The organism is Paenibacillus sp. CAU 1782 (genome assembly GCF_054551715.1).
The window spans coordinates 17,938-42,972 of sequence record NZ_JBTOLL010000017.1 but is presented as its reverse complement, the minus strand read 5'-3'; the positions used below and the strand labels follow the sequence as shown (position 1 = coordinate 42,972).

At 51.6% G+C, this 25,035-nt stretch carries 24 protein-coding genes, 1 pseudogene and 1 other annotated feature; of the genes and pseudogenes, 18 read left to right on the top strand and 7 right to left on the bottom strand.

What is annotated here, in order from left to right:
* The first annotated feature begins 30 nt into the window (after nucleotides 1-30).
* From ACX93W_RS22755 to ACX93W_RS22740, 4 genes are all read left to right on the top strand, one after another.
* On the top strand, nucleotides 31-942 hold the full coding sequence (locus tag ACX93W_RS22755) for an AraC family transcriptional regulator (protein ID WP_459394671.1): 912 nt from the start codon (nucleotides 31-33) through the stop codon (nucleotides 940-942).
* Between the two features lie 157 nt (nucleotides 943-1,099).
* Nucleotides 1,100-1,903 (top strand): ABC transporter substrate-binding protein, encoded by an 804-nt coding sequence (locus tag ACX93W_RS22750; protein ID WP_459394720.1) that lies wholly within the window; start codon nucleotides 1,100-1,102, stop codon nucleotides 1,901-1,903.
* 107 nt (nucleotides 1,904-2,010) lie between these two features.
* Nucleotides 2,011-2,694, top strand: coding sequence for an AraC family ligand binding domain-containing protein (locus ACX93W_RS22745; RefSeq protein ID WP_459394670.1), 684 nt, complete (start codon nucleotides 2,011-2,013; stop codon nucleotides 2,692-2,694).
* A 137-nt stretch (nucleotides 2,695-2,831) separates the two neighbouring features.
* The gene (locus tag ACX93W_RS22740) at nucleotides 2,832-3,419 is read left to right on the top strand and encodes an NAD(P)H-dependent oxidoreductase (protein ID WP_459394669.1); all 588 of its coding nucleotides are present in this window, start codon (nucleotides 2,832-2,834) and stop codon (nucleotides 3,417-3,419) included.
* Between the two features lie 79 nt (nucleotides 3,420-3,498).
* On the opposite strand, the gene ACX93W_RS22735 is transcribed toward ACX93W_RS22740, so the two are convergent.
* Nucleotides 3,499-3,771, bottom strand: a complete 273-nt coding sequence (locus tag ACX93W_RS22735) for a helix-turn-helix transcriptional regulator (RefSeq protein ID WP_459394668.1) — start codon at nucleotides 3,769-3,771, stop codon at nucleotides 3,499-3,501.
* 30 nt (nucleotides 3,772-3,801) lie between these two features.
* Between ACX93W_RS22735 and ACX93W_RS22730 the strand changes: the two are divergent.
* Nucleotides 3,802-3,978, top strand: a pseudogene (locus ACX93W_RS22730) (SUMF1/EgtB/PvdO family nonheme iron enzyme); the annotation flags it as partial.
* 76 nt (nucleotides 3,979-4,054) lie between these two features.
* Here the strand turns inward: ACX93W_RS22730 and ACX93W_RS22725 are convergent.
* On the bottom strand, nucleotides 4,055-4,963 hold the full coding sequence (locus tag ACX93W_RS22725) for an EamA family transporter (protein WP_459394667.1): 909 nt from the start codon (nucleotides 4,961-4,963) through the stop codon (nucleotides 4,055-4,057).
* Between the two features lie 184 nt (nucleotides 4,964-5,147).
* Nucleotides 5,148-5,382: a binding site (T-box leader), on the top strand.
* 3 nt (nucleotides 5,383-5,385) lie between these two features.
* Here ACX93W_RS22725 and ACX93W_RS22720 point away from each other — a divergent pair.
* Nucleotides 5,386-6,303, top strand: coding sequence for a GNAT family N-acetyltransferase (locus ACX93W_RS22720; protein WP_459394666.1), 918 nt, complete (start codon nucleotides 5,386-5,388; stop codon nucleotides 6,301-6,303).
* A 116-nt stretch (nucleotides 6,304-6,419) separates the two neighbouring features.
* Nucleotides 6,420-8,501: an AraC family transcriptional regulator gene (locus tag ACX93W_RS22715; RefSeq protein WP_459394665.1), complete on the top strand. Its 2,082-nt coding sequence runs from the start codon at nucleotides 6,420-6,422 to the stop codon at nucleotides 8,499-8,501.
* 76 nt (nucleotides 8,502-8,577) lie between these two features.
* Here ACX93W_RS22715 and ACX93W_RS22710 read toward each other — a convergent pair whose 3' ends face one another.
* Nucleotides 8,578-9,852, bottom strand: coding sequence for a DUF1266 domain-containing protein (locus ACX93W_RS22710; RefSeq protein ID WP_459394664.1), 1,275 nt, complete (start codon nucleotides 9,850-9,852; stop codon nucleotides 8,578-8,580).
* Between the two features lie 258 nt (nucleotides 9,853-10,110).
* Between ACX93W_RS22710 and ACX93W_RS22705 the strand changes: the two genes are divergently transcribed.
* From ACX93W_RS22705 to ACX93W_RS22665, 9 genes are all read left to right on the top strand, one after another.
* Nucleotides 10,111-11,130, top strand: a complete 1,020-nt coding sequence (locus ACX93W_RS22705; protein WP_459394663.1) for an ABC transporter substrate-binding protein — start codon at nucleotides 10,111-10,113, stop codon at nucleotides 11,128-11,130.
* Nucleotides 11,131-11,296: 166 nt separating this feature from the next.
* The gene (locus ACX93W_RS22700; RefSeq protein ID WP_459394662.1) at nucleotides 11,297-12,286 is read left to right on the top strand and encodes a FecCD family ABC transporter permease; all 990 of its coding nucleotides are present in this window, start codon (nucleotides 11,297-11,299) and stop codon (nucleotides 12,284-12,286) included.
* 29 nt (nucleotides 12,287-12,315) lie between these two features.
* Nucleotides 12,316-13,287, top strand: coding sequence for a FecCD family ABC transporter permease (locus ACX93W_RS22695; RefSeq protein WP_459394661.1), 972 nt, complete (start codon nucleotides 12,316-12,318; stop codon nucleotides 13,285-13,287).
* Between the two features lie 47 nt (nucleotides 13,288-13,334).
* A complete protein-coding gene (locus ACX93W_RS22690) occupies nucleotides 13,335-14,912 on the top strand; it encodes a helix-turn-helix domain-containing protein (RefSeq protein ID WP_459394660.1) in 1,578 nt (525 codons plus the stop codon).
* A gap of 63 nt (nucleotides 14,913-14,975) precedes the next feature.
* A complete protein-coding gene (locus tag ACX93W_RS22685) occupies nucleotides 14,976-15,494 on the top strand; it encodes a GNAT family N-acetyltransferase (RefSeq protein WP_459394659.1) in 519 nt (172 codons plus the stop codon).
* A 254-nt stretch (nucleotides 15,495-15,748) separates the two neighbouring features.
* Nucleotides 15,749-16,126, top strand: coding sequence for a PilZ domain-containing protein (locus ACX93W_RS22680; RefSeq protein WP_459394658.1), 378 nt, complete (start codon nucleotides 15,749-15,751; stop codon nucleotides 16,124-16,126).
* A 34-nt stretch (nucleotides 16,127-16,160) separates the two neighbouring features.
* On the top strand, nucleotides 16,161-17,222 hold the full coding sequence (locus ACX93W_RS22675) for a suppressor of fused domain protein (RefSeq protein WP_459394657.1): 1,062 nt from the start codon (nucleotides 16,161-16,163) through the stop codon (nucleotides 17,220-17,222).
* Between the two features lie 234 nt (nucleotides 17,223-17,456).
* A complete protein-coding gene (locus tag ACX93W_RS22670; protein WP_459394656.1) occupies nucleotides 17,457-18,329 on the top strand; it encodes a phosphotransferase family protein in 873 nt (290 codons plus the stop codon).
* A gap of 369 nt (nucleotides 18,330-18,698) precedes the next feature.
* Nucleotides 18,699-19,070, top strand: coding sequence for an IDEAL domain-containing protein (locus tag ACX93W_RS22665; RefSeq protein WP_459394655.1), 372 nt, complete (start codon nucleotides 18,699-18,701; stop codon nucleotides 19,068-19,070).
* A gap of 27 nt (nucleotides 19,071-19,097) precedes the next feature.
* Here ACX93W_RS22665 and ACX93W_RS22660 read toward each other — a convergent pair whose 3' ends face one another.
* The 4 genes from ACX93W_RS22660 to ACX93W_RS22645 are packed head-to-tail and all read right to left on the bottom strand — an operon-like array spanning nucleotide 19,098 to nucleotide 23,296.
* Nucleotides 19,098-20,213 (bottom strand): GerAB/ArcD/ProY family transporter, encoded by a 1,116-nt coding sequence (locus ACX93W_RS22660; protein WP_459394654.1) that lies wholly within the window; start codon nucleotides 20,211-20,213, stop codon nucleotides 19,098-19,100.
* Nucleotides 20,214-20,237: 24 nt separating this feature from the next.
* Nucleotides 20,238-20,483: a hypothetical protein gene (locus tag ACX93W_RS22655; protein WP_459394653.1), complete on the bottom strand. Its 246-nt coding sequence runs from the start codon at nucleotides 20,481-20,483 to the stop codon at nucleotides 20,238-20,240.
* Between the two features lie 3 nt (nucleotides 20,484-20,486).
* Nucleotides 20,487-21,662: a Ger(x)C family spore germination protein gene (locus ACX93W_RS22650; RefSeq protein WP_459394652.1), complete on the bottom strand. Its 1,176-nt coding sequence runs from the start codon at nucleotides 21,660-21,662 to the stop codon at nucleotides 20,487-20,489.
* Complete coding sequence (locus ACX93W_RS22645) at nucleotides 21,659-23,296, bottom strand: spore germination protein (RefSeq protein ID WP_459394651.1); 1,638 nt, start codon at nucleotides 23,294-23,296, stop codon at nucleotides 21,659-21,661. The genes ACX93W_RS22650 and ACX93W_RS22645 overlap by 4 nt, the downstream gene beginning before the upstream one ends.
* A gap of 193 nt (nucleotides 23,297-23,489) precedes the next feature.
* Between ACX93W_RS22645 and ACX93W_RS22640 the strand changes: the two genes are divergently transcribed.
* Nucleotides 23,490-24,035 (top strand): TetR/AcrR family transcriptional regulator, encoded by a 546-nt coding sequence (locus ACX93W_RS22640; protein WP_459394650.1) that lies wholly within the window; start codon nucleotides 23,490-23,492, stop codon nucleotides 24,033-24,035.
* A 196-nt stretch (nucleotides 24,036-24,231) separates the two neighbouring features.
* Nucleotides 24,232-25,023: an ABC transporter ATP-binding protein gene (locus tag ACX93W_RS22635; protein ID WP_459394649.1), complete on the top strand. Its 792-nt coding sequence runs from the start codon at nucleotides 24,232-24,234 to the stop codon at nucleotides 25,021-25,023.
* Nucleotides 25,024-25,035: the final 12 nt, after the last annotated feature.

Here is a 25,035-nt window from a genome sequence, read left to right as displayed (position 1 = left end):
ACGTCGCGACCTTGCAGATTAATGCATCAAATGTTAGGACAACACCTTGGCGGAGCGGTAGGATGGATCGAGAAGGGGGAAGCGGGAATGGAATGGGTGGAACGCATGAACAAGGCCATAAAATATATCGAGGAGAGGCTCGCGGACGAAGTTGATTACCAATCTGCAGCCAGGATTGCCTGCTGCTCGGTGTATCACTTTCAACGCATGTTTTCGTTTATGGCGGAGGTCCCGCTGTCGGAATATATCAGGCGCAGACGGTTGACGCTGGCAGCTTTTGACCTGCAAAACAGCGAGATGAAGGTTATCGAGGTTGCCCACAAGTACGGGTATGAATCCCCGGAGGCGTTTACCCGCGCTTTTTCGCAGCTGCATGGAGCCACTCCGACTGCAGCGCGTCATGCCGGAACCAAATTAAAGGCGTATTCCCGCATTTCCTTTCAAATATCGATTAAGGGAGCTGCGGAAATGAATTACAGAATTGAACAGTTGGCCGCTTTTGCCATCACGGGAGTACAGGAAAGTATTGATCATCAGGATGCATTTGAAAAGGTACCCGCCTTATGGGGGAAAGCGGCCAGCGAAGGTCTGTTCGGCAGGCTTTGGGAAGTTCGGGCGGAGGATTTTCCGTTAAGCGGTATATTGGGGGTTTGCGCCGATGGCGATTTTGGGAGGAACGAGACGTTTCAATATATTTTGTCCATTGCTTCCAACGAAGCGCCGCCGGAAGGCATGATAAGCAGAGAGTTTCCGGCAGCGACATGGGCTGTGTTTGAGGCGGAAGGAGGGCCGGAAGGCATCGCCGGCATATGGAAACGGCTGTATACGGAGTGGTTGCCGTCCTCCGGTTATGAGCTTGCCTATCTGCCTGCCATTGAACGCTATTTGCCGCCGGAGGAAAACAGAAATGAGCTATGGGTGGCAATTGAGACCGGAAAGTGAAGAAGGATCAAACTTTCAATAACGAAGCTGCGATCAAGCTGGCGAGCTGCTCCATATTGTCTGAAAAAAATCTCCCGCTTCTCCAAGTAATGGCGAGCCGACCGCCGAGCCCTCTTCGCTAACCAAGGAATTTACTGATTCCGCTGGAACCAAGGAAATTCCGGTTAATCCGGAACGCATCTTTTCCATCAGCGCCACCACACAGCTGCTGGCTTTAGGGATTACGCCGGTTGGCGGTCTGCAATATGAAATCCAACAGGATTACTATTTAAGAGATTATGCGGACCAGATCCAAATTGCCGGAGATTACCCGCCTAATATGGAGGCGGTTCTGGAGTTAAAGCCGGACCTTATTATCGCTTCATCTTTCGTTGCTCCCGAGATCGTGGAGCAGCTTGAGCTTATCGCCCCTACCTTTCTGTATCCGTGGAAGTCCAATTTGTACGATCAATTGCGATTTGTAGGCGATATCGTCGGCAAGCAGGCAGAGGCGGAGACATGGATTGCGAATCATGAAGCAAAAGCCGAGGAGCGCAAGGCTCAGATGAGCGAAATCGTGCCTTCGGACAAAACGGTAGCCGCCATCGAGATTTTCAAGGATTCGTTCCAGGTTGCGGGCAACCGGAATATGGGGTATGTGCTGCATGATCTTTTAGGATTAAAAAGATTGCCGTTTATCGAGGAGCAAATCGAAAGCAATGGCGGTTATTTGGTCTACACGGAAGGACAGTCGCTGGAGAAGCTTCCAGAAGTTACCGCCGATTATTTGATTGTGAAGGTAAACGATACGCAGCCGGGATCGGTGGAGTTTTTTGAGGAAATGCAGAATTCCAACCTGTGGAAAAGCCTGCCCGCTGTAAAAAACAATCACGTATACATTGTTCCGTATGACAAATGGTGGTCGTATACGCTGTTTTCGACTGATGCCTTGCTTGATGATGCAATCGAATTGTTTAAATAATGTGTTGGAAAAAGCCCCCTTACTCCAGGGGCTTTTCTGCGGTTGGGAATTGTCGTACAATCAGCTTGTTAATGAGAGCTGTTTCAACCGCGGGAGGTTACCGGGCAATGAAGCCTTTACCAATAAGATGGCCAATCGATCGATCCCGCTTTGAGTGGATCGGCATCGAAGCGCGCATTATAAATTTGGGCATGGAGCAGCCGCCTTTTGCCGTCGCATCCTATGCCCTTTGGCTCATTCATGGGGGAAGCGGAATTGCGGCAATTGACGGTCAACCTGTTCATCTTCACAAAAGCCACTGCATGCTGCTTTCGCCTGGAACGTCGGTAGAATTTCAAGTAAGCTCGGGTCAAATGCTGCATATGAATGAAGTTTCATTTGACGTTCGAATAAGCGATGTAGAATTAAGCAGTCCCGATGGCGATGCTTTTGCTGAAGGGACTGGATCTGATGGAGGGAACTCCGTCATGTTGAATCTGGATGCCAACGTTCCCTTCAATGTTCATCCTTTGGCCTTTTTTATAAAAAAAATGGATGAGATCTCGCAGTACAGGGATGCGGTCAGCGGGCTGGAGCAGTTCAAACGGCTAATTCTGCTTCAGGAATTTGTTATGGTGAATGAGCAGGAGCGAGGCGCAAAAGCTTCCTTTTCCAGGCTTGGGAAGTCGGAGTATTGGCGCAGCTTAAAAGCGGTCCGATCGGGCCGTGTCCATGAGGTGCCCTACGCCAGATGGTGGATGTATTCTCCGCTTGCAGCGGAAGGGCAGGATGTCGGCACAATTCTATTGTAAAGAGACGTTTCCCCTTAGTTTGGGGAATCGTCTTTTTATTTTATACGATCGTTATTCTTATTAAAAGATAATTATCTATTGACAAGTAAATTTCGGCATGTTAATTTATTATCAAATGATAACGAAGAAGGTGCCGCATGAAAACACTGATCATATATACACATCCCAATTACAACAGCCTCAACTATGCGTTTCTGCAGAAAACCGTTGAAGGATTGAGAGAAAATCGGCTTGTGAGCGAAATACAAATACTGGACTTATATGCTGATGATTTTGATCCCAGACTGCTATTTAACGAGCATAAACGGAGAAGGGATATGCATATCGATCCCGATTTGACGGAGCACCGGAAGCAGCTGCTGTGGGCGGATAAAATCGTGTTTATTTATCCCATCTGGTGGGGGCGGCCTCCAGCCATGCTGCTGGGTTACATCGATCGGATGATGTCCGCCAATTTTGCATATCGGAAGAAGGGGGGCTTGCTGCCGGAGGGACTCCTAAAAAACAAGTCGGCCGTTATTGTCTCCACGATGGAGGGGCCAACGATGTATCCCTTTTTCTGGCTGAACAACGCGCACAAAATATTAATGAAACGGGCATTGCTCAGCTATGTCGGAATCAAAAAAACCAAGGTGTTTGAATTCGGCTCCATGGAAAAGAAAAACGGAGCGCAGGGCAAGCGGCTGGAGCAGATCTATAACTATTTCAAGAGTATAACAAGCTAGAACGCGCAATGGGGCAATAACGGTGTGAAATGAGGCAGGATGCGGAGCCAAAGCGGACGAAGGGAGCGATGGCTCCCCATCAGTCGCGTAATTGCAGAAGGTCGCCAACATTCCGCGCACGGAACTCCGACGGGGTCGTTGCCATCATTTTTTTGAACATCCGATAGAAGTACGAGGTATCGTAGTAGCCCCAATATTGAGAGATATCCGATAGCTCCATATCCGTGTGCAGCAGGAGTCGCCTGGCTTCGGCAATCCTCAGGTGACGCATGAACTGGATGGGCGATTGACCGGTTACCTCCTTGAACATGGAAGACGTATAGCTGGGCGAGCGTCCAATTAATTGGGCCAAGTCACCGATTTCTACCTGCAGCCTAAAGTGGGCGACCGCAATCCGCACGGACCCGTGAGCGGCACATCCAAAACGATGAAAGGCGGCTCTTATCTCTGCCACCATTCCTATTGCAACCGGTATCGTTCGGCGGCGCGGACCAGCAACACGCCTGACAGCTCAACGGGCAACATCGGCTTTCGCTGCGCTGCCGACGCTCCCGCCTGACCCTTTCCTGATAGTTGATAAATCGTGCAAACCAACGAAGGCAGCGGACAGCCAGATGGCCAGCCCCGAAGTACAACTACAGCTCGTCGGCAATGCCAAGCAGCGCAATACCGATCAGGACAAATACGATGACGCCGTATTGCGTTCTGCTCAGCTTCTCCTTGAGGAATATGCGGGATAGAATAATCGAGAAAATACTATAGGAAGCAATCAGGGGAGCAGCAATAATGGCATTGCTGGACATGGCGAACACATAGAAAAACTGGCCAATCGTTTCAAAAATGGCGGCATACCCTTTAATTCGTTCTCCCAGCAGGTTAAAACGCACCTTTTTTACCCCTCTCAAATAAATGAATACAAGCACCGCGCAGATAAAAAAGGTGAATTCATAAGCAAGCAATGCGGCATCCTCGCCTATAAGCTCCAACTCGTCCAAATAAATCCCGTCCGCAAACGTCCCCAATCCGTCGATCAGGCTGTACAGAAGCGGAAACAGGATGGCCATAACGCCGATTTGATATTTGGGATTAATCGTCGTTGCGCTGGCGAGCAGCGCGGCTCGTTCCGCTCTTTTTTCAAGAATGGCGATGCCGATCACGCCTGTTGTAACAACCGCGATGCCTACGATCTGCAACACACCCAGGCTATGGGTGAAAAAGATGTACAGCAGGATGGCTGTAATGGCGCCCGAAGAGTTTTGCACCGGCGAAGATATGGACAGCTCGATATAGCGCAAGCCGACGTATCCAATCGTCATAGAAATGATATAAAGCGCCGATACGGGCAAATACCGAAGCATGTCAAAAGGGGCGAAGGCGATTCCTTTAATCAACATGTAAGAGACTCCGTGAAGTCCCATGACCAGACCAACCATAACGACGATTTTGAGATGGCTGAACCGGTCTCGACTGTCGCTGCCCTTCTTATAAAATAAATCCGCGCCGCCCCAGGCGATGGCGGTTAATAACGCAAATACAAACCACATGAAGCGCAGCTCTCCTTGTTTTTAGACATATCCCATGATTATAAGGCGAGCGCCGGGGGATGAGTCTATGATGAAATTAACTTGGACGAAAAACTTTTTGGAGTGAAAATAGTAGTGGGCAATTGTAGTTTGAATTGTTGACAGAATATTGCGAATATATTATATTGAATTCTATCAATAATTGCCAAATGCAATGAAGAGGACAAGTAGATCCGGAAACGCCGTTCAGAGAACTGCCGGGTGGTGCGAGGCAGCGGATATCCGAATCCAAAAATCACCTCGGAGCTGGCCCCCGAATGATAGTAGGCGGGCCCGGAATTCTACCGTTACAAAGAAGCATCGTTGTTGGACGATGACTAAGCGGACGTTTACGATAAACGTCAATCAGGGTGGTAACGCGGAGCAGCTCCGTCCCTAATGGGATGGGGCTTTTTTGCGTCTTCATAAAATTTGGAGGGAAGGGTGGTATTGCAATGCAATTCAAACTGTATACGGATGTGCATGAGTTTTACGATGATACCTATGATGTTCTAATGCGTCATGAAGCACAAAATTTGATTCCTCTTGGCAATATCATTATTGGGCATGAAGGAAAAGACAAAACAGACTGGCGCGACCCTGTAAACTGGCTGATGGCAACGATCTCGGATGCTGGGGGCATACAACTTACCGCCCTCATGACACCGCCGCACAATATTACGCTTTATGCAACAGACAACCTCATTAACCCGGAAGCGATAAGCCGTCTGATAGAGGGGCTGAAGGACCATGAAATTCCAGGCGTGACAACCGAAAAAACCTTGGCAGAGTATTTTGCCAAAGCATATGCCTTGCGCAAGGGAACAACCTTTAAAACAATCATGAACCAGCGTATATATGAACTTACGGCAGTAAACCGGGACATCCCAAAGGTTGGCAACGTTCGATTGCTGGAAGAAGGGGATATTCACTTTTTCCCCTATTGGGCCGAAGCATTTTATGCAGGAGTGAGTTACGGCAAAACCGAAATGTCTATCCCCCAAGAGGCAGCCCCTTATCTCTACCGGATCGCATCAAAAAAGCTCTATATCTTGGAGGATAACGGGATACCCGTTTCAATGGCTGGATATACAAGGGAAATGGGGACGGCTATTGGCGTGGCATTTGTATATACTCCTCCATATGAGCGCAGGAAGGGGTATGCTTCTTCAATTGTGGCGCAAATAAGCCAGCTTGCATTGGATAAAGGGTTTTCGAAATGCGTCTTATATACGGACTTGGCAAATCCCACATCTAATAGCATTTATCAAAAGATCGGTTACACGCCAATTTGCGATTCGCTCCAGTTGAAATTTGAATAGCGGAGACATGGCTTCTGCCATCCCGGGCGCGGACTACCGCATTTCTGGCGAAACAGAACCCAAAGGGCTATACTCTTAATCATCAAAGAGATTTGCAGAAAGGAACCACCGGATTTATGCAGGACAATGAATTAATGCGGCTATGGCAGCATGCTGCCGTTCAACTGCTTGACGTGAGCAGGGGCTATGTAAAGCCGGGAAGCAGCGTGGACAGCAAACGCAGTGTAGGTAGTGAAAGCGGTGGAAGCTATGTCGACGGAGCCGGCAGGCAGCAGCTGGAAGCGGACAGGTTTATTATTTTATCTCGCGGCAGCGCCTTGCTTCATGCCGATAATGTAACATTTTTCGCCGCACATCCCTATGTCATGCACGCGCCAAAAGGCACAGTGCTGCTAGTGTTAGCGGCTGATGATCATAAAGCCGTTGAATACTATCAAATTGACTACAGCTTGGCTTTGCCTCCGGACTGGAGCAGTCCGACCCGACAGCCTCTCTACAGCATTCGCCCGGAATCCGCTGCGCTTGTGCTGCAGCAAACGGAGGAACTGTACAAGGGCTGGAATCGGCCGGGAGCAGCGCCGGATGACCATTTTCGACTGAAGGTGCAGTTTTATGTGTTGGTGGAAACGATTCTGCGTCAGCGGGTTCAATCCGGAAAGGCATTTCGTTCAGGACTGCAAGGGGGCGATCGTCAAAAAACGCTCTCCGCCAAAGTGACGGCCCATATCCGAAAACATTACGGCGAGCATTTGACGCTGGATGCGCTGGCGGAGCGTTTTAACTATAGCCCGGCTTATTTATCCGTGCAATTCAAGCGGCAGACGGGCCATAGCCCCATCGATTATCTGATCCAGGTGCGCATAGCGGAGGCCGAACGGCTGCTGCTGGAGAGTGATTGCACGCTTCAGGATATTGCCCGCAGCGTGGGCTACGAGGATCCCCATTATTTTGGCCGATTGTTCAAAAAGCATAAGGGCATGCCGCCCATGCGATACCGCAGCTTGGGCGCAAGCGGCTTGCTGCCGGAAACAACGGAAGCCGGCGAGACATGGCAGCCACCACCTAAGGATAGTCCCCTTTTTGACAAAGGATTGTCCATTGAATCCCAAAATGATCAATGGTACATTGCTGATAGTGAATATGAAACTCATTATCAACAGAGAAAAGAGGACTCATCTATGCTTAAACGTTCATTGGCGGCATCGCTGCTGCTTAGTATGACAATCATGCTGGCGGCATGCGGGGGAGGAGCCGGAGGCCAGAGTGCCGCATCCGCAACACCGGCAGGGTCGGGGGATTCAATTCCATCGCCATCTTCGGGAGCCGCTTCTTCTTCCGAGCCTGCAGCCCAGCAACGGACAAAAACGGACGCTCTCGGCAACGAAGTAGTATTGCCCGATCAACCTCAGAGAATCATTGCTTCTTATCTGGAGGATCATTTGGTGGCGCTTGGAATTAAACCGGTAGCGCAGTGGTCGGTCTATGACGGAAAAACCGTACAGTTTTATTTGCAGGACGAGTTGGCGGAAATTCCCGTCATTCCGGGCGAGCTGCCTTACGAAGTCGTTGCCGGCTTTGAGCCCGATCTTATTTTGATCGACAATGCGGAAATGGCGTCAGGCGGAAAATATGAGCAATACGCCAAAATCGCCCCCACCTACACCGTTGGGGATCAAGCCAACAACGATTGGCGGCAGGAGCTGCTAATCGTGGGTGAAGTGCTGAATAAAAGCGAAGAAGCCAAGGCGGCGTTGGAAGCATACGAGCGCAAAGCGTCGGAGGCTAAAGAGCAAATTCAGGAAACCTTTGGCAGCCCGTCCGCTGCTGTGCTGTGGGTAACGGCCAAAAGCGTTTATGTCGTTAATCCCAAGCTGTCTAGCGGCGCGGTGATTTATGAGGATCTGGGCTTTAACGTACCTGCCACGGTTCAAAAAGCGACGGAAGGCTCCGACAAAAACTGGACCTCCATCTCGCTGGAGGCGCTTGCGGGCCTGGAGGCTGACCATCTCTTTATCGTTAATACAAGCGAGCACAGCAGGGATGATCTGCTAAGCAACCCGCTGTGGTCAGGCATTCCCGCAGTAGCAAACGGCAATCTCTACGACTTTGACAACCAGCACAGCTGGCTGTATACGGGCACAATCGCCAACAGCAAAATGATCGATGACGTGCTGGAAGTGATGTTAGGCAATCAATAATCCGAAAAATCGGCACGGGATCGGGCGCGGAAGCTTCTGTTCCATCGTGCCGTTTTTTTTTATTGACGCAAACTTCTCATTGCGCCGATGTGGAAGATTCCGTTTTGTGCCGGTTCCATGGGCAAAAAGGATTCATATATGCATAACAAACCTCCTGCAGGCCTGCCTGATAAGCGGTGGGACTCCACGCAAATAGCCCCGCCAGATAGCTATCCACAAAGTCGTCATATCCCGCAAAATGACAGGTAAACAAACGATGGCTTTTCAACAGCCATGCCTCAGCTTCGTCAGTATCGTTCAACAAGCCCGTCATCAGCCCGCATCGGACAATCTGCACGAAGCGGGCAATATCAAAACCCGCCGTTGTGCGGACATGGGGGAACATGTTCCGGACGGAGCTAATTTCCTTCACGTTGGTATCGGCGCGTTGACCGGATTGCAGGAGCCAATTCAAATAATGGAACAGGCCCCGCCTGTCCGTAATTCCCCAATCGCGCGCCAGCCGTTCCAAAGCGTCGTTTTCCAACGATTCGCCTATGGAGCCGGGATAACGGCTTTTTGCATAATCAAGACTGTAGAAGATTTCGGCAAAAAAGAACGGAGTTTTGTCACCGTAGATCGTTGCCCCGCGTGTTATTTCATATAAGTCGTAAGCACTAGCCATGATGCAAAATCGGATATCGCAGCCAACCATAAATTGGATTCGGGGATCCTGCGGAAGATGTTCAAAGGTGGGGGGAAGATTCTGGGTCGTCATCGTCCGGGCATGTTGCCTGGCTTGCTGAAGAGTCAATACGGGAAGCCGCTTCTCCGGCGGCTTAAGCCTTTTGGCATAGAGATAAAAAACAGCAGGTCCTTCGTTATAAAGATCATAAAGCCCGTCTCCCGGCTCATGCCCGAAAATACAGAGCGGAAAGGTCTCTTTCCCCGCCGTCATCCAGCGCTCGGCCATTTCGAAATCATCGCCGCAGTCCAGTATGTGGCGGTTGCCAAGGGAATCGGCGATAACCACTTTGTGAAGATGGCCGTACAAGCCGGCAGTGGAGATGTACAACCATACGACACGATCGGGCTCGGCCAATAATCCGGGCCATTGCTTGACGAAACGCCTATACGCCAGGTAATCGGCGAGCTTGCTGTTCCGTATAAGCAGATTCCACAGGAAAAAAGACGAAATCAGTATAAAAAAGGCATACACATATTCAAATTGAATGGAATAAAGAACGGCGGAAAGCGCCAAAACGAAAAAAAGCAGGGCGGTAACGATTCCAAGGCGCCTAAATTCCGACTTCTTCGACAGCCGGTAGACTTCAGCCAAAGACATCAAGGGACGGTTTGATGCTCCTGTCATTTTTTTCCTCCCATTCCGCTATCGTTGGGTCTAATCGTATCAAAAAAAGTCTAATTTTGTCATGATTCAGAAGTTTGACAACCATAGTCCCGAGTCGCCGCGAGCAGTGTACGGTTATCTGACATTTTTGCGGACAGCTGGATTCAGGACCATTTTATTGCATGAAATCAAAAGGTTTGTGCATGGACATGTCAAGAAAATGGCCTTTATAATAACTAATAATGATTATCATTTTTATTAGAAAGCAGGGGGAACAACATGATTGAGACATTGACTACCGGCAGCCGAAAATGGTTTTTATTGCTTGCTTTGGCGCTAACAATGGTGCTTGTGCTGGCAGGCTGCGGAGGAAAGGCCAAGGTGAACATCGCGGAAGCAACGGTTACGCCTTCGGCAGAAGCAACGAAGGGGACGGACGGCGGCAACGCCAGCGGCAGCGAGCCCTCGCAGGATGCGCGCACCATTCAGGATGCTTATGGAGAGGTTGAGATTCCGGCCAGTCCGTCCAAAATCGTTGTATTGGATATTGGCGCGCTGGACAATTTGCTGGCGCTTGGCGTGAAGCCTATCGCTGCGCCTTCTATTTTGGCGGCAAATGATCCTTATCCGTCTTATTTGGAGGGAACGGATGGAATCCAGAATATCGGAACGGTTAACGAACCAAACCTGGAAGCTATCGATGCGCTAAAGCCCGACCTTATTATCGGGAATAAAGATACGCATGACGGCATCAGAGCACAGCTGCAGCAAATCGCTCCCGTGGTTTTTGTCGAAACGTTGGGCGTAACCTGGAAGGCAAATCTCAAGCTGCATGCCGAAGCGGTCAACAAGGCGGCTGAAGGCGAGGAGCTGCTGAAATCCTATCAAGCAGCCGCTGATGAAATAAAAGGAAAGCTTGCCGATAAGGGCGGCGTTCAGGTTTCTCTGGTTCGTCCCCGCGCGGACAAAATTCAAGTGTACCTGCAAGATACGTTTGCCGGAAGCATTATGACGGACGCGGGAGTGGCAAGACCGGCGTCGCAAAGCGAAGAAGGGTTCTCCAAGGACATTACGGAAGAACAAATTGCCGAGCTTGACGGCGATGTGGTGCTCTGGTTCAATCGCGAGCCGGACGCTTTTGCCAAACTGGAGAAAAGCCCGCTGTGGGCATCGCTGCAGGCTGTGCAAAACAATGCCGTTCACCCAGTCGAATGGGAATATTGGCTGAGCGGACTCGGCATTCAGGCCGTAAACAAAGTGCTCGGCGATTTGAATACGTTTCTGATTGAAGGACAATAGGCAGGGAGCAAAGGCGCCGCCACAAACGGGAAATTGGGCGCTTTAGCTCATCAGAAAGGCAATTAAATGCAGTGCAAGCATGTATAGAATTGAGTCGTCCGGCAGGGCGGCTCAATTCTTTGCGTATTTGCGGCTGATGTAAAAAGAAAGCAGGGGGAGAGCTGGAATGAGGGGCAAATGGGTTAACCTGGCTGTTTTGGCAGTGCTGGCGATTGCCGCCGTAATGGCCAGCATGGCGCTGGGCATCGTACGTATTCCGCTTCGCTCCGTTGCGGAGGGATTGTTTTTTTTCAACGGCTCGCAAGAACATCTCATCGTGCGGGGCGTACGTCTGCCAAGGGCAGTAATCGCCGCGGCGGTCGGGGCTTGTCTGGCGGTAGCGGGATGCTTGATGCAGGGGCTTACCCGCAACGGTCTTGCCGGACCGGAGCTGTTTGGCGTCAATTACGGAGCTGCGCTGGCAGCGGTTATTTCATCGTTTATTTTTCAAACCTCCTCGCTGGAGGTTTTTGCGGCATCCGCGTTGGTTGGAGCGGGAGCAGCAGGGGCGGGATTGCTGCTGCTTGGCTCCGTCGGATCGGGCAGGTGGACGCCCATCCGGCTTGTATTGGCGGGCGCAACATTGAATTTGCTGCTGGCTTCGCTCATGCAGGGCATTCTCATCCTGAACAACCAGTCGCTGGATACGATGCGGTATTGGCTGGCCGGCGCTTTGACGGGACGGGACATGGAGTTGTTTAAAATCGCCTTGCCGTTTATGGCGGCGGGATTGGTTGGCGCATTTGCGCTAGGCGGGCACATGAATGTCCTGCGCCTTGGAGATGAGGCCGCACAAGGACTGGGCCAGCGGGTGAAAGGAATAAAGGCGCTTTGCATAATCGCCATTGTGCTGCTTGCGGGGGGAGCGGTTGCGATTGCGGGGCCAATCGGATTTGTTGGTTTGGCGGTTCCGCATCTGGCCAGAGCGCTGGCAGGGAGCGATTACCGGTGGGCGCTGCCGTATTCGGCCCTTCTGGGAGCTTTGCTGCTGCTTGCTGCCGATATTGGCGCGAGGTTTGTGCTGCCGGGACAAGAAATTCCCGTTGGCGTCGTGACTGCGTTTGTTGGCGCTCCGTTCCTGCTGTATCTCGTGAGGCAAAGGGGGGGAACGACATAGCGGCAGGTGTTTGGAGCAGACGATGGATTATGGCGATTGTTGTATTGCTTGGGCTAAATGCCGTTATCGCGTTGTTGAGCGTAGCGCTTGGCAGCAGAGATATTCCCATTCTGGATGGTTGGGCAGCAGCGCTTGGTTTTGGGGATGGCACATATTCCTTTACCATCCGGGAGCTTCGGCTTCCCAGAATGATTACGGGTTTTCTGGCGGGCTCCAGTCTGGCGCTTGCGGGAGCTTTGCTGCAGGTTGTCACCCGCAATCCGCTTGCTTCGCCCGGCGTTATCGGCTTGAACGCGGGAGCCGCAGCCGCTGTTGTTGCCGTTCTGGTGATGGCGCCGGCATTTCCCGCCAGGATGCTGCCTTTGGCCGCGTTTGGGGGAGCTCTTGCGGCGGCTCTCATCATCTATATGCTGGCCTGGCGGAGCCGTTCCTCCATGGATGGAATGCTGCTTGCTGGCGTCGCCATTTCTGCAATGGCGGGAGCGCTGATTACTTATTTAATTGCGGTGGGACAAATTTTTCGGGTCTCCCAAGCTTATATCTGGATGGCGGGCAGCTTATATGCGCGGACCTGGGAGCATGTCTGGATTCTGCTTCACTGGATCGCCGTGCTGCTGCCGCTGACGCTGATGTTGTCCAAGCGGCTGGATGTGCTCATGCTGGATGATACTTCGGCCAAGGGGCTTGGCTCCCGTCTGGAACAGAGCCGTCTGATTTTTATTTTGATTAGTGTAGGTTTGGCAGGTTCGGCTGTGTCTATGGCTGGTACTATCCCGTTTGTCGGGCTGATGGCGCCTCACATGGCAACCAGGCTGGTTGGCGCCAGGTCGATTATAAGGCTGCCGGTGGCGGCTTTGCTTGGAGGGGCTCTCGTTATGTTGTCCGATCTTATCGGGCGAATGATCGCGCCGCCTTTTGAAATCCCGGTTGGTCTTATTGTCGCTCTTGCAGGCGCGCCTTATATGCTGATATTGTTGCTGAAACGCAAGCCTGGCTTATAATAGAAGCAAAAGGCTTCAACTATGCGGGAGGCAGGTAACGAACAACGATGGAAATGAAAGTCGGCAGCCTGGGAACGGTATATCTGTTGTCATCGGTTCGATCCAGAAAAATAAGAGGCGGAGAGGCAAGAAGCTGGCGGATCGGCGTTCATGTGCTGATTTTTATTACCGAAGGCGAAGCCGTGGCGCGGCTGGACGGCGCGCTTTGCAAAATCCGCCCGCTGGGGCTGTATCTGCTCGTTCCGGGCATGATCGTGGAGTTTCCAGAGCAGGTGAACGGATTTTCTTACTACGCTGTGTTCTTTTATCCCATTGAAATGGTTAAAGCGCACGGGGAGATTAAGGCCGCTTCGCGCCTGTCGCTTACCGGCGGATTGCTGCCGGGGAAAATAACAACGTCGCTGCCCCAGCAGTCACTGCAAACCATCCTGCGGCTGGCGGAATTGGACAAGGAGCGGAGTGAGCAAAGCCGTTTTTTGGCCAGGCTGGCTCTGGAGCAATGGATGCAGAAGCTGATCTATAGCAGCGATGCTTTATCCCAGGAAAACGATGAGCGAATACGCAGGAGCATTCAGTATATGGAGCGTTGCTTTATGGACAAAATCAGCGTTTCCGAGCTTGCGGCGGAGGCGGGGATGACATCGGCAGCGTATTCCGCGCAATTCCGCAAGGTCATGGGCCAGGCGCCGGTGGAATACCTGAATGAAATTCGAATCAATAAAGCCAAGGAACTGCTCAGGCAGCAGCACTTCCGCGTCAAGGAAGCCGCCGCCGCCGCGGGCTTCAGCAGCGAATTTTATTTTAGCCGCATGTTTCAGCGCGTCGTTGGCATTCCACCCAAGCTTTATACGCGCAAGGAGCAGCCAAGGGTAGCCATTCTTTCCTCCATGGGGTTCCAGCACTACCTTCATGCCCTGGACGTCAAACCCGTTTATGAGGGTGACTGGTTTCACTATCCCGGCGTCGACGCCGAGGCCTATCGGGAAACATTCGGCAAGCGCTGGAACGCACTGCTTGCCTCAGAGCCGGATTTGATCATTGTGGACGAATACCATTCCGAGTTTCGCGATGCCATAAAAGAAGTGGCTTTTCCGGTCATGCTGGATTTGCCTGTCTGGGATTGGCAAAAAAACTTCCTGAAGCTTGCCGGTTTGCTGCACAAGGAAGAAACGGCGGATGAGGCGCTTGGCAGTCTGGTGCTGAGGGCGGAGCAGGTGAAGCAGGCGCTTGGGGAAGCCGCGCGGCAGCGGCGTGTGACAGTGCTTCAGGTGAATCATCAAACGGTAGGCATACTTGGCACAACGGGGCACCCGTTAAGCCAATTGCTGTATGGCGAGTTGGGACTGCAGCCGGGTTTGCCCGCGGTTGTGGGCAGCTGGCGAAGCGAAATGGAGCCAGAGTCATTGCCAGCGCTGAACAGCGATCTGATGTTTGTCTACAAGCATCACGTGCTGGCGGGAAGCGAGCACATGTACAGCCGTATGGTGCGGACCGAGGTTTGGTCCGGCATCCCGGCGGTGCAAAACGGCTCGGTGCACTCCGTTAACAACTGGTTTGCGCTGAGCTGGACGCCGGCGGGCAGGTTGCATATTATGGACAGCCTGCTGGCGGCGATGAACGGTTAAGGAAGAGGCTTTTAACGGAAGGACGGTTTCAACATATTTTGAGTAATCAAAGGAGGAATGATCATGCCGTACGAATTGGAAATTAAAGAGATTGTGGGGATCGATCGCTATATCGAACCGTTTTCGGAGCTGCTTAGCGAGGTCGTAGAAGGAGGCGCATCCATCGGATTTCTGCCGCCCCTTGGTCTTGCGGAAGCCGAGGCTTATTGGAGAAGCGTGCCTGCACCGGACGTTGTTTTATTAGGCGCTTTTGCGGATGGGGCGCTGGCCGGAACTGTTCAACTGCATGTGTGCATGAAGGCCAATGGCGATCACCGGGCGGAAGTTGCCAAACTGATGACGCATCCCCGTTTCCGGCGAGGCGGAATCGGGCGTGCATTAATGGAAGCTGCAGAGACAATTGCGAAGGGGATGGGAAAAAGGCTGCTGGTGCTGGACACAAGAGATGGCGATCCTTCCAATCTTTTGTATGCATCGCTGGGCTACATCAAAGCAGGCAGCATTCCCCTTTATGCCAGGTCGGCAAACGGCAAACTGCATGCCACCAATCTGTATTACAAGGAATTAAAGCCTTCCAACTGAGGGTTTCCCCCTAAATATAGGAAAATCGTATTGCGATCTATTCATTTCCGCTGTTTTCCTGACGATGAATACGAATAAGTGCGTGTTCAAAAAGTTCGCTTTTCAGTACCGAGAAGACGGAATGTCATATTCGATGTCGGCCATGCTGCCAGGCAATCTTCTTAATGGTAAGTGGACTTTTTGAACAACCTCTATAATAATAGATAATAGCGGTTACAAGAACTAGCATTACAATGACGCTAACGGAGGCCCCAATGACCATAAATCGCCGACAGACCCCTTTTCGATATGTATTTAAAGAGCCTATCGCGTTCGAGCTTCGATTTTTGAGCATTAACGGCGTGCAGACGCCCTCGAAACCCGTTAAGGCTGTTCTCCATAATATCAGCAAGTCGGGCTGTTGCGTGTGGCTGCCGCTTCTTCTGCCAATAGAGGACCGTAAAATAGCCGTCAGCCTGGAGCTTGTTCTAAACGAGGAGCTCCTTACTCTGGTTGGGGAGCTTCGCTGGAGCTTGCCCGACGATGAAGGAAATCGCTATGGCATCGAGCTGAGCATACCGGAACAGGATCATGATCTTTTGCCGCGAGAGCTTCGGGAGTTGGCGGGTCAAGGACGCATTATCGCCGTCTAGGACTCATTGATTTCAGGTTAAAGGAGGAGTCGCTATGAGTGATGAAGTGGAAGCAATCGGCTGGAATGCCATAGACGACGCATTGGAAAAAATCTATGGGGAGCAGCAGCCGCGGCATTATGCTGCAGCGCTGCCTTATATGCTGGGAGGCAATGATCCGCTTAACGGCATTAGCGTATACAGCGCGGAGCGCCCTATTCCCCACTGGCATTACGTAACGTACGGTTTTTCCGACCTTTACGAGAAGGAAACGGATGACGAGCAATACAGCGGCTACGGCTTCGAGCTGACGATGCGTCTGGCGAAAGCGCCCGGGGAGGGCGAACCTCCCGCCTGGAGCATGAATTTGCTGCAAAATTTGGCCCGTTATGTGTTCAAAAGCGGGAACGTTTTTCAATCCGGCGACCATATGGACGCCAATAGCCCAATCAGGCTGGAGTCTGCTACGAAGCTGACCGCGCTTGGGTTTGTGACGGACCCCGAGCTTGGGGAAATATATACGCCTAACGGAATGGTAGAGTTCGTCCAGGTAGTAGGAATTACAGCGGATGAATTGCAGGCAACCCAGACGTGGAATACGAAAGGACTGCTAGACACGCTCCTGAACTATTATCCGCTATATATTACGGATTTGGAGCGGAGCTCCATTCTGGAACGCCCGGAGGCGCTTGCCGCCATTCAGGAAGGAGCACGGCGGGATGGATCCAGCACGGGCATTTTGTTCGTGGATCAGCTGGACTGGCGAAGCGGCGAGGAAGAGGGAGCCGGCACGGGCGTACATATCCTGACTCTGGGCGCCAAGCAGGCGGCTGTCATCGGCGGGTTGCTGAGCGGACGTTTGCCGCATGGCCGGACGCTTACGCTGGTTTCATCCAGTTGGCAGGTTGAGCTGGAGCCGGGAGAAAACAGTGCGGTAGAGGAGACGGAGAACGGCATTGCCTTGTTGCTGGCGCCGGAAACAGCCGAGGAATGGGGCGCTCTATTAAAGCCCGTTGCAGGCAGGATTATCCTTCAATCTTTCCGAAACGTTATTATTGAAATTGTGCCTACGCATATCAAAGACACCGAAGGCAACATCGTGCAAACGATAGGCTGATTCGGCATAAACAACCTTCGCTCTGCGTGCTGACCATAGGTTAATTCCACATATACGCCTTTATCCTCTCCCGTTCACGGCTGCTTTCAGCAATTGCCGAACGGGAGAGGATGAAGGCGTTTTTATTTAATATTGACTGCGCTTACATTTTGTTCTAAGCTGTAGAGAAACTTGCTTGTATTTCCAAAACTTTGAAGCGAGTATAACAGCACTTTCGGCAAAGGAGACTGGAAGATGACAGAGGAATGGAAGCAACAACTGGGACAAAAAATTGCCGAAGGCGGATGCTCCGAGGTGCACGCTTGGGGCAGCGGCGATCAAATTGTCAAAATCGCCAAACCCAACACGGGGTTTGATGCAATGGAGAAGGAATTTGCCAATAACAAGCTGGCATGGGAAAACGGATTGCCCGTTACAAGGCCTTTCCAGCTTTTGAAGGTGGAGGATCGACCGGCAATCGTATTTGAACGCATTTACGGTGAGACGGTCATGGAACGTTTTTTGAAAGAGTTGTCCAAAGGCCTCCCGTTTTCGGATTCACCCATTATTGAAGAGGATGTTCGGCTGACGGCTCGCGCGCTGGCCGACATTCACCGCAAGCCGCATGATGGCTCCTTGCCTTCGCAAAGGGAAAGCATGAAATATGCTATTCTTGGAGCCGGATATTTGACGAAGGATGAAACGGAAAAAATTACGGATTTTCTGGATGAATTACCCGTAAAAAATGCGATTTGCCATGGCGATCCCAATCCCAAAAATATTATGGTACGGGAAGACGGCACTTATGCCGTGCTGGATTGGATGAATGCTTCGGCGGGCAACCCGGAGGCCGACCTGGCTGAATATATCATTATGGTACGGTATGCGATTTTGCCGCCTACATTGCCGCCTTCCGCTCTGGACCACTTTGACACATTGAGAGAACCGATGATTCATGCCTTTCTGGATGAATACCGCAAAGAGACGGGGATTACCAGGGAAGAAGCCGAACTTTGGGTATTGCCATCATTGGCGCGCAAGCTTTGCGCGGACGGCATTACCGAAGCCGAGAAAGTGCTCTTGATCAAGGACATTAGAGAAAGCCTTGAGCGTCAGGCCGTGCTTTAACCGGCGTCCGCGCCAGTCCCTGCAAGAGTTGATCCAGATTAGCCTATATTCATTAATATCGTCGATTACCTGATGTACCGGCGGGCGCAGCGAAAATTGAAGCTTTTTATGGAGCGACTACAAGAAGGTGACCACACTTGAGGCTTACGTTCCTTTCATAAGCTTAGAAGCTTGGACAGCTCGGAAAATAATATTGTAGAAGCCTCCATGTCCGATAACTGATCGGATGCGGAGGCTTCTGTTCATTCACCAGGCGCACAAAGAAAGAGCGGGACTTGACAATTGTAACTGTAACTTATAGAATTACAGAAACAAGTGTAAACACTTTTGTTACAGTTAAAAATAAAAAGGGCAGAGGCGGTGCGGCATATGAGTATTCACGTGGAAGATTGGGTTACCGGCAGAACGAGGGAAGGCGCATTGATTCATGGATTTGTTGAATCCCTGGATGAAATCAGGGGGATTGCGTCCGTTTATGTGGTCAAAAGCGACCAGGAACCGTTAATCGGCAAAAAGGCAACCGTGCGTTCAATATGGCTAAGGACTCTGCCGGATGCTCGGCTTGCAGGAAGCGCGCTTGTTCCGGATCTGATTGATTTGGCATTGGCGACCGATGATGAAGCATGGTTTTTGGAGTTGTCTGATGGAGCCAATTCCGGGAAAGCTGCAGCTGCTCAGCCAGTTGGTCCAGAAGGCTGGAAGGCGGCTCCGATTAACCGTTTAGGCAAACTGACGCAATAATCGGAATGAGGGAGTAAAGCATCGTCCCTATTTCGCTGCCGGAGACTTCCCGGGTTTGCCACGGAACAGGCTGAAGGCAAAAGCCAGCAATAGCGGGCAGACATAAACGGCGCTGTCGATGATCGTCCAAAGCGTATAGCCATCACTAAAATAGGTAATTTGGTTGGGATACATGGTGATGGACAAGAGAAGGCCGATAAGGGCGACCGGACAAATCAGCAAACGGGTGTTGTTCAGCTTAAACCATTCCGATAGCAGCTGGCTCAGCATAAACAGCACAATCGTGGCTTTCATATATACGCCTATGATCAAGGAAAAGCCGATCACGGACTCTACCCGTTCCAGAATGTCCTGTATGGAGATAAGCCGGGCAAGCTGGAACAGGGAGTAGTTCAGATGTCCGGATAACGGGCCAAGTACCATAAAGGTGCAAACGATGGACATGCACAACGTTAATCCGTTGATCAGCAGGGCAAGCTGAAAAAACTTGCCCAGCGATCCGGCTTCCTTGCGTCTGGTGAACGGCAGCAGCAGAGAGAACAAAATAACCTCCGCGTACGGAAAGCCAAAAGCAATATACGTGCCGTGCAGCACCGGTTTGATGCCGTCCGGCAGAACTGGCAGCAAATATTCCGTATGAAATAGAGGGGAAGCCAGAAGCATTACGACGATGGCGAACAGGAACATAAAGATAAGCAGCAATGTAAACATACGGGCCATGACCTCGATGCCTGCCCGGGCGGTTAAGGCCGCAATGAGAAAAAACAGCGTTTGCGTTACGGCAGTAGGCGTATCCTTCATCATCGTGCTTTTGAAAAAACTGCCGATTTCGATGACGATTGCCGCAAGCTGCCAGAATACGCCCGCTGCAAAAGGAATCAGCAGAACGGAGGCAACCCCATTGCCGACGGTTTGGCGCAGGATGCCGACCCAGCCTTCTCCCTGGCTCCAATGGAACAGATAGAGGACCGCCGCAAGCAGCAGCGCCCCCATCCCGTATGCCAGCAGAAGGGAAATCCATGCCGCATTACCCGCTGCAGCGGCAAGCTGGCCGGGAATAAAAATAATGGCTGAGCCGGTGACATAGGTCAAGAACAGCGCTGCCATCTGAAGGGCGCTTACCGTTTGCTGCTTGGCATTCATGTTAACCCTCCTTTTCCAGTTTCCTCATGATTGGCTGCCCTTCAAATAGGACGTGATCTGCTCTGCCGGAATTCGAAATGCCGCACGCAGCAGCTCATCCAGATTTGGCCACGGCAGATCGGCGATGAACTGCGCCCCCAGATAGACAGAGGGAGCAAGCATGAGCCAATAGATTATACGCGAGCGTTTATCCGCGCTTCTCAACAGGGAACGGTCGCAGAGCAGCATGATCGCCGTCAAGGCGATGAGTATAACAGCTCTGGCGAGCATGGCTTATTCCCCTTTCTTCTTCCCGAATGTTTCCCCCGCATTTAACCCGATATTGAGAATATTCGCATCAACATTGATCACAAACGATGCATTGGCAAAACGTTCCTCCCAGTCCGGCTTCCATTTTTTCCACAAGGCGGGATGGCGGCGGTAGATGCTGTTGCCAATTCCCAAAGCGTCCAGCTTATGCTTTTGCAAATAAGCGATCAGCTTTTCCATATCGCCCTTCACCTGATCCGCAATCCGGTTTCGCATCGCCGTCTCATCCTTGATGGTTTGGAGGGAGGAGCAGTGAAGCTCGTTAACGGCCCCCTTTAGCCTGGTATCCACCTTAACCGTCAATTCATCGCCTTTAATGATTGGTTTTACGCTGGTGTGTATGGAGATGACCTCAAAGATTTCCCGAATATCGCCAGAAGATTGTTTTGCACCGGGGCAAGGCAATTCGATAATGCCTTGCTTATAGCGGTTCAGCAGCATGAGCAGAGGCTGGGTATTGGCCGGAGACACCAGGCTTTTGACTAATCGCTGATCCTTGAACAGAGCAGTGCCGGCCACAATGATATCCTTGTTTTTAGGAGCTTTGGACGCCATTGGCACAATAGCTACATTGGTTTCCCCTTCCAGTTGTATGGCAAGCTCATATAGCGGCAGGCTGGTGGTTTTGGCGGAAAACTGCGACACCGATTGCTCGATTTTGCGAAGCTGCTGGCCGATCGTGTATTCGATGTAAGGTTTGATTTTAATATAGTCCTTGGCGTTACCTTGCGTGGTCATAAGCAGCACTGTGGCCCTTTGCTCGTGGTTTCGCGAGAAAAAATCCAGCAGCTCGCCGATTGGATTGTTCCGCGCCGCTTTTTCGCCGATCAGAATGATCCGCATATGATCCCATTTGGCCGTTCTGCCAAAATGGAGCGGGATATCCTGCACGGCTTCGTTGACGGAGCGTGCTTGCGTTGAGATGGCGATAGCTTTTTGGGCCTGCGAGGTCGATCCGCTGCTTTCGCTGTGGGCGGTTGGATTGTAGAACAGAGTTGTCAGTTCGATATCGCCTTGCTCCATCTGGTCGATGGCTACCGCCTGAACGTAGCCGAATTCAATCAGCTCCGATTTATCCCAGCAGCCGCCTGTCAACAGGACAACCAGAAGCAGCCATAACGCTTTTGTCCAAGCCTTCATTTGGCTTCTCCCCTCTTGCAATGTCTGTGCCGGTTGCGCGGATTTTGCAGCAGCGACTTTCTTGGCAGCATCACAAGAATATCGCGGAATTGCCGGATGTTGAGCGGAGCGGCGGGAGCTAGATAAGGCTCTCCCAGTGAACGAAGCGTGCATAAATGGAGCAAAGCCAGCAGGAAGCCAAACATGATGCCAAGGCCGCCTAGCGTTGCTCCCAGTACCATCAAGGGAAAACGCAGGATGCGCAGCGCTATGGCCATGCTGTATTGAGGCAGGGCGAAGGAAGCGATCCCCGTAAGAGCAACAACGATGACCATTACCGGGGAAGCGATTTTGGCCTGAATGGCTGCTTGTCCGATGACCAGCGCCCCAACGATGCTGACGGCTGAGCCGACGGGACGGGGCAGACGGATGCCCGCCTCCCGCAGCAGCTCGAAAAATATTTCCATAATCAGCGCCTCAACAAAGGCGGGAAACGGGATGCCTTCGCGGGAATCCAATATCGCCAGCAGCAAAACCGTAGGGATCAGCTCGGAATGAAAGGTGGATAACGCGACATAGGTGCTGGGCAGCATCAGCGCGATAAAAAAAGCGCCGATGCGGAGAATCCGTACCAGCTGCGAAAACAGCGTTCGCTGATAATAATCTTCGCTGCTGGACAGAAACGCGAAAAAATTGCCCGGGCAAATGAGTACGGTCGGCGAGCCGTTGGCCAATGCGATAATTTTGCCGTCCAGCAGGGCGGCAACAACCGTATCCGGCCGCTCCGTATATCTGACTTGAGGGAAGGGAGAAAACACGGAATCGCTGATCCAGTCTTCCAGATAGGATACTTCCAAAATTTCTTCCTGGTGTATCTCCTTGATTCGATTCTCGAAATTTTCCAGAGACTCCGGATTAACTGCCCCGTCCAGATAAGCGTAAGCAATCGTTCTATGGCTTTCTTGCCCGGCGGTAAAGAAATTCACCTTTAGCCTTGGCGATGCCAGCAAATTGCGGATCATGCCGATATTGCTTTTTAAATCCTCGATCATGCTGTCGTGGGGACCTTGCACGACCGGCTCGATAATGGGCTCCGACGTCTGGCGCTTCATGGTTTCGTTTGCTTCATAACAAATGGCTTGATTCCAGCCGTCAAACAAGAGGACCTGGCAGCCCTGCGCAATAGCGGCGACTACCTCGTCCATGGTCGACAGCAGTGTTGCTTTGCGTGATGAGACGCCATGATGGCCGAAAAAATGGAACAGTTCTTCCGGCATAACCTCCTTTCCCATCCCGACTTCATGGGGGGTCATATCCTGCAGCGTCTGCCTCATTTCATTGACGTGTTGGATCGAAACCATCGTATCCAAATAAGCGGAGAGGGCTTTGCGTCCCATCTCAGGACCAAAATTCCAGGACGCCAACACAAAGTCGGAGCAACCCGCGAATTGCGATTCCAGTTGCTCGCGGTTAACCTCCAGCCGCGGAGACAGCTCGGGGGAGTATTCCCCGCAGGCTTGTCCCGCAGCGTCCGTGCGGACGTTTTCCTCGCCTTTGCCGGCTTGCCCTGTCACGCCCGTATTCGCTTGATCACGTTTAGCCGCCCCAAGCTGGGAAGTGCCCGATAAATTCCCTTGATCGCTTTGCGGAGTCATGGCAGCCGCTCCTCTCCCGATAGTCTTCCTACTATTCCCACGCGGCGAGTGGCCTATGCGGAAGGGACACCCAGCAGAACCAAATGTGCCGCGCGGAGGAAGTATGATACAATACGAAAAAAAGTCCATGAAACGAGGAATGAAGTTGTCACCCCGGAACGTTGACCGAGACATGCAGCACAGAGATCAGAAGATGAGCGACATATTGGATTCCGCCGTCTATACGATAGCAGGCAAAGGAATCGGCGCAACCAGCATGAAGGATATCGCCCAGTCAGCTGGAATCAGCATCGGCAATTTGTATCATTATTTCAAGTCAAAAGAGGAGCTGCTGGACGTGCTGTTGAAGCGGTCCCAGCAGAATTATGGCGAGCTGGTCAGGGAACTGGAACGGCTTGATGAGCCGCCGCTAGTCAAGCTGGCCAGGCTAACCGGAGATTGGCTGACGATGGAAGAAAACTGGGCGCTTACGATGATCCGCCAGAATGTACGAACAAGCCACCTGATCTCGCATCAGATTCGAAGGGGTGTAACGGACCGCTTCACGGATAACCTTGCTCCAATCGCCTCCATTATGGCGGAAGGGCAAAGGCTGGGCGAAATCAAAGACGGCGATCCAACCCAGTTGGCCTTCTATTTGGTCAGCCTGATACAGGGGCTTACGCTGCAAAGAGCGCCGGGATACGAGGTTCCGGTTGCCGTAGAAGCACAAAGCATAGTAAACCTGTTTGTGAAGTGAGAAATATCACACAAAAGCATTGACAGAGATTCCGGGCGGTGGTTATAATTCAATACAACAAACCGAATCGAGGTTCGGTTTGTTTGGCGGATGAGTATAACCAGACAGAGCGGCTTCCGGTCCGCCGGAGCAGCTATTCCTTAAGGAATCTTTTTTTTATTTATAATTCCAAGTAAATAGGGGTGAATTGTTTAAATTGACGAAAAATACAGGATTTGAACCTCTGTTGTTGGTTAATGACTTGAACAAAATTTTTGAAACGCCAGGCGGACGGGTCGAAGCGCTAAAAGATATTGGCTTAACCGTCAATAAAGGCGAACTTCTGACGATCATCGGTCCCAGCGGCTGCGGCAAAAGCACCTTGCTGAAAATTGTAGCGGGGCTGGACACCGGTTACGCCGGCTCTGTTCTGCTGAACGGGAAACCGATAAGCGGTCCCGGCGTGGATAAAGGAGTTATTTTTCAGGAGCCTCGTTTGTTTCCCTGGATGAATGTCCTGCAAAATATCGCTGGCAATTTGTCGTTGAGAGATTCCGGCATACGGGACAGAGTCCAGGAGCTGGTTGAACTGGTGAAGCTGCGCGGCTTTGAAAAAGCATATCCCCGTGAGTTGTCCGGCGGGATGGCGCAGCGGGTTGCCATCGCAAGGGCGCTGCTTCGCAATCCGGAGGTGCTGCTGCTTGATGAGCCGTTTGGCGCATTGGACGCTTTTACAAGAGTCCATATGCAGGAGGCGCTGCTGGAAATATGGGAGAAAAACAAAACAACCATGCTGCTAGTCACGCACGATATCGACGAAGCAGTCTTTTTGGGACAGCGGGTGGTCATTATGGAGCCTCGGCCGGGTCATATCCGTTCCGTTCTCCCCGTAAAGCTGGCTTATCCGCGCGAGCGCAGCGGCGCTGCTTTTCAAGATTGGAGACGCACGGTAATGAATGAATTCGAGAAAGTGGAAGGGCCATCGGTTGATTTCGGTTCACACATATAAATGAGGGTATAG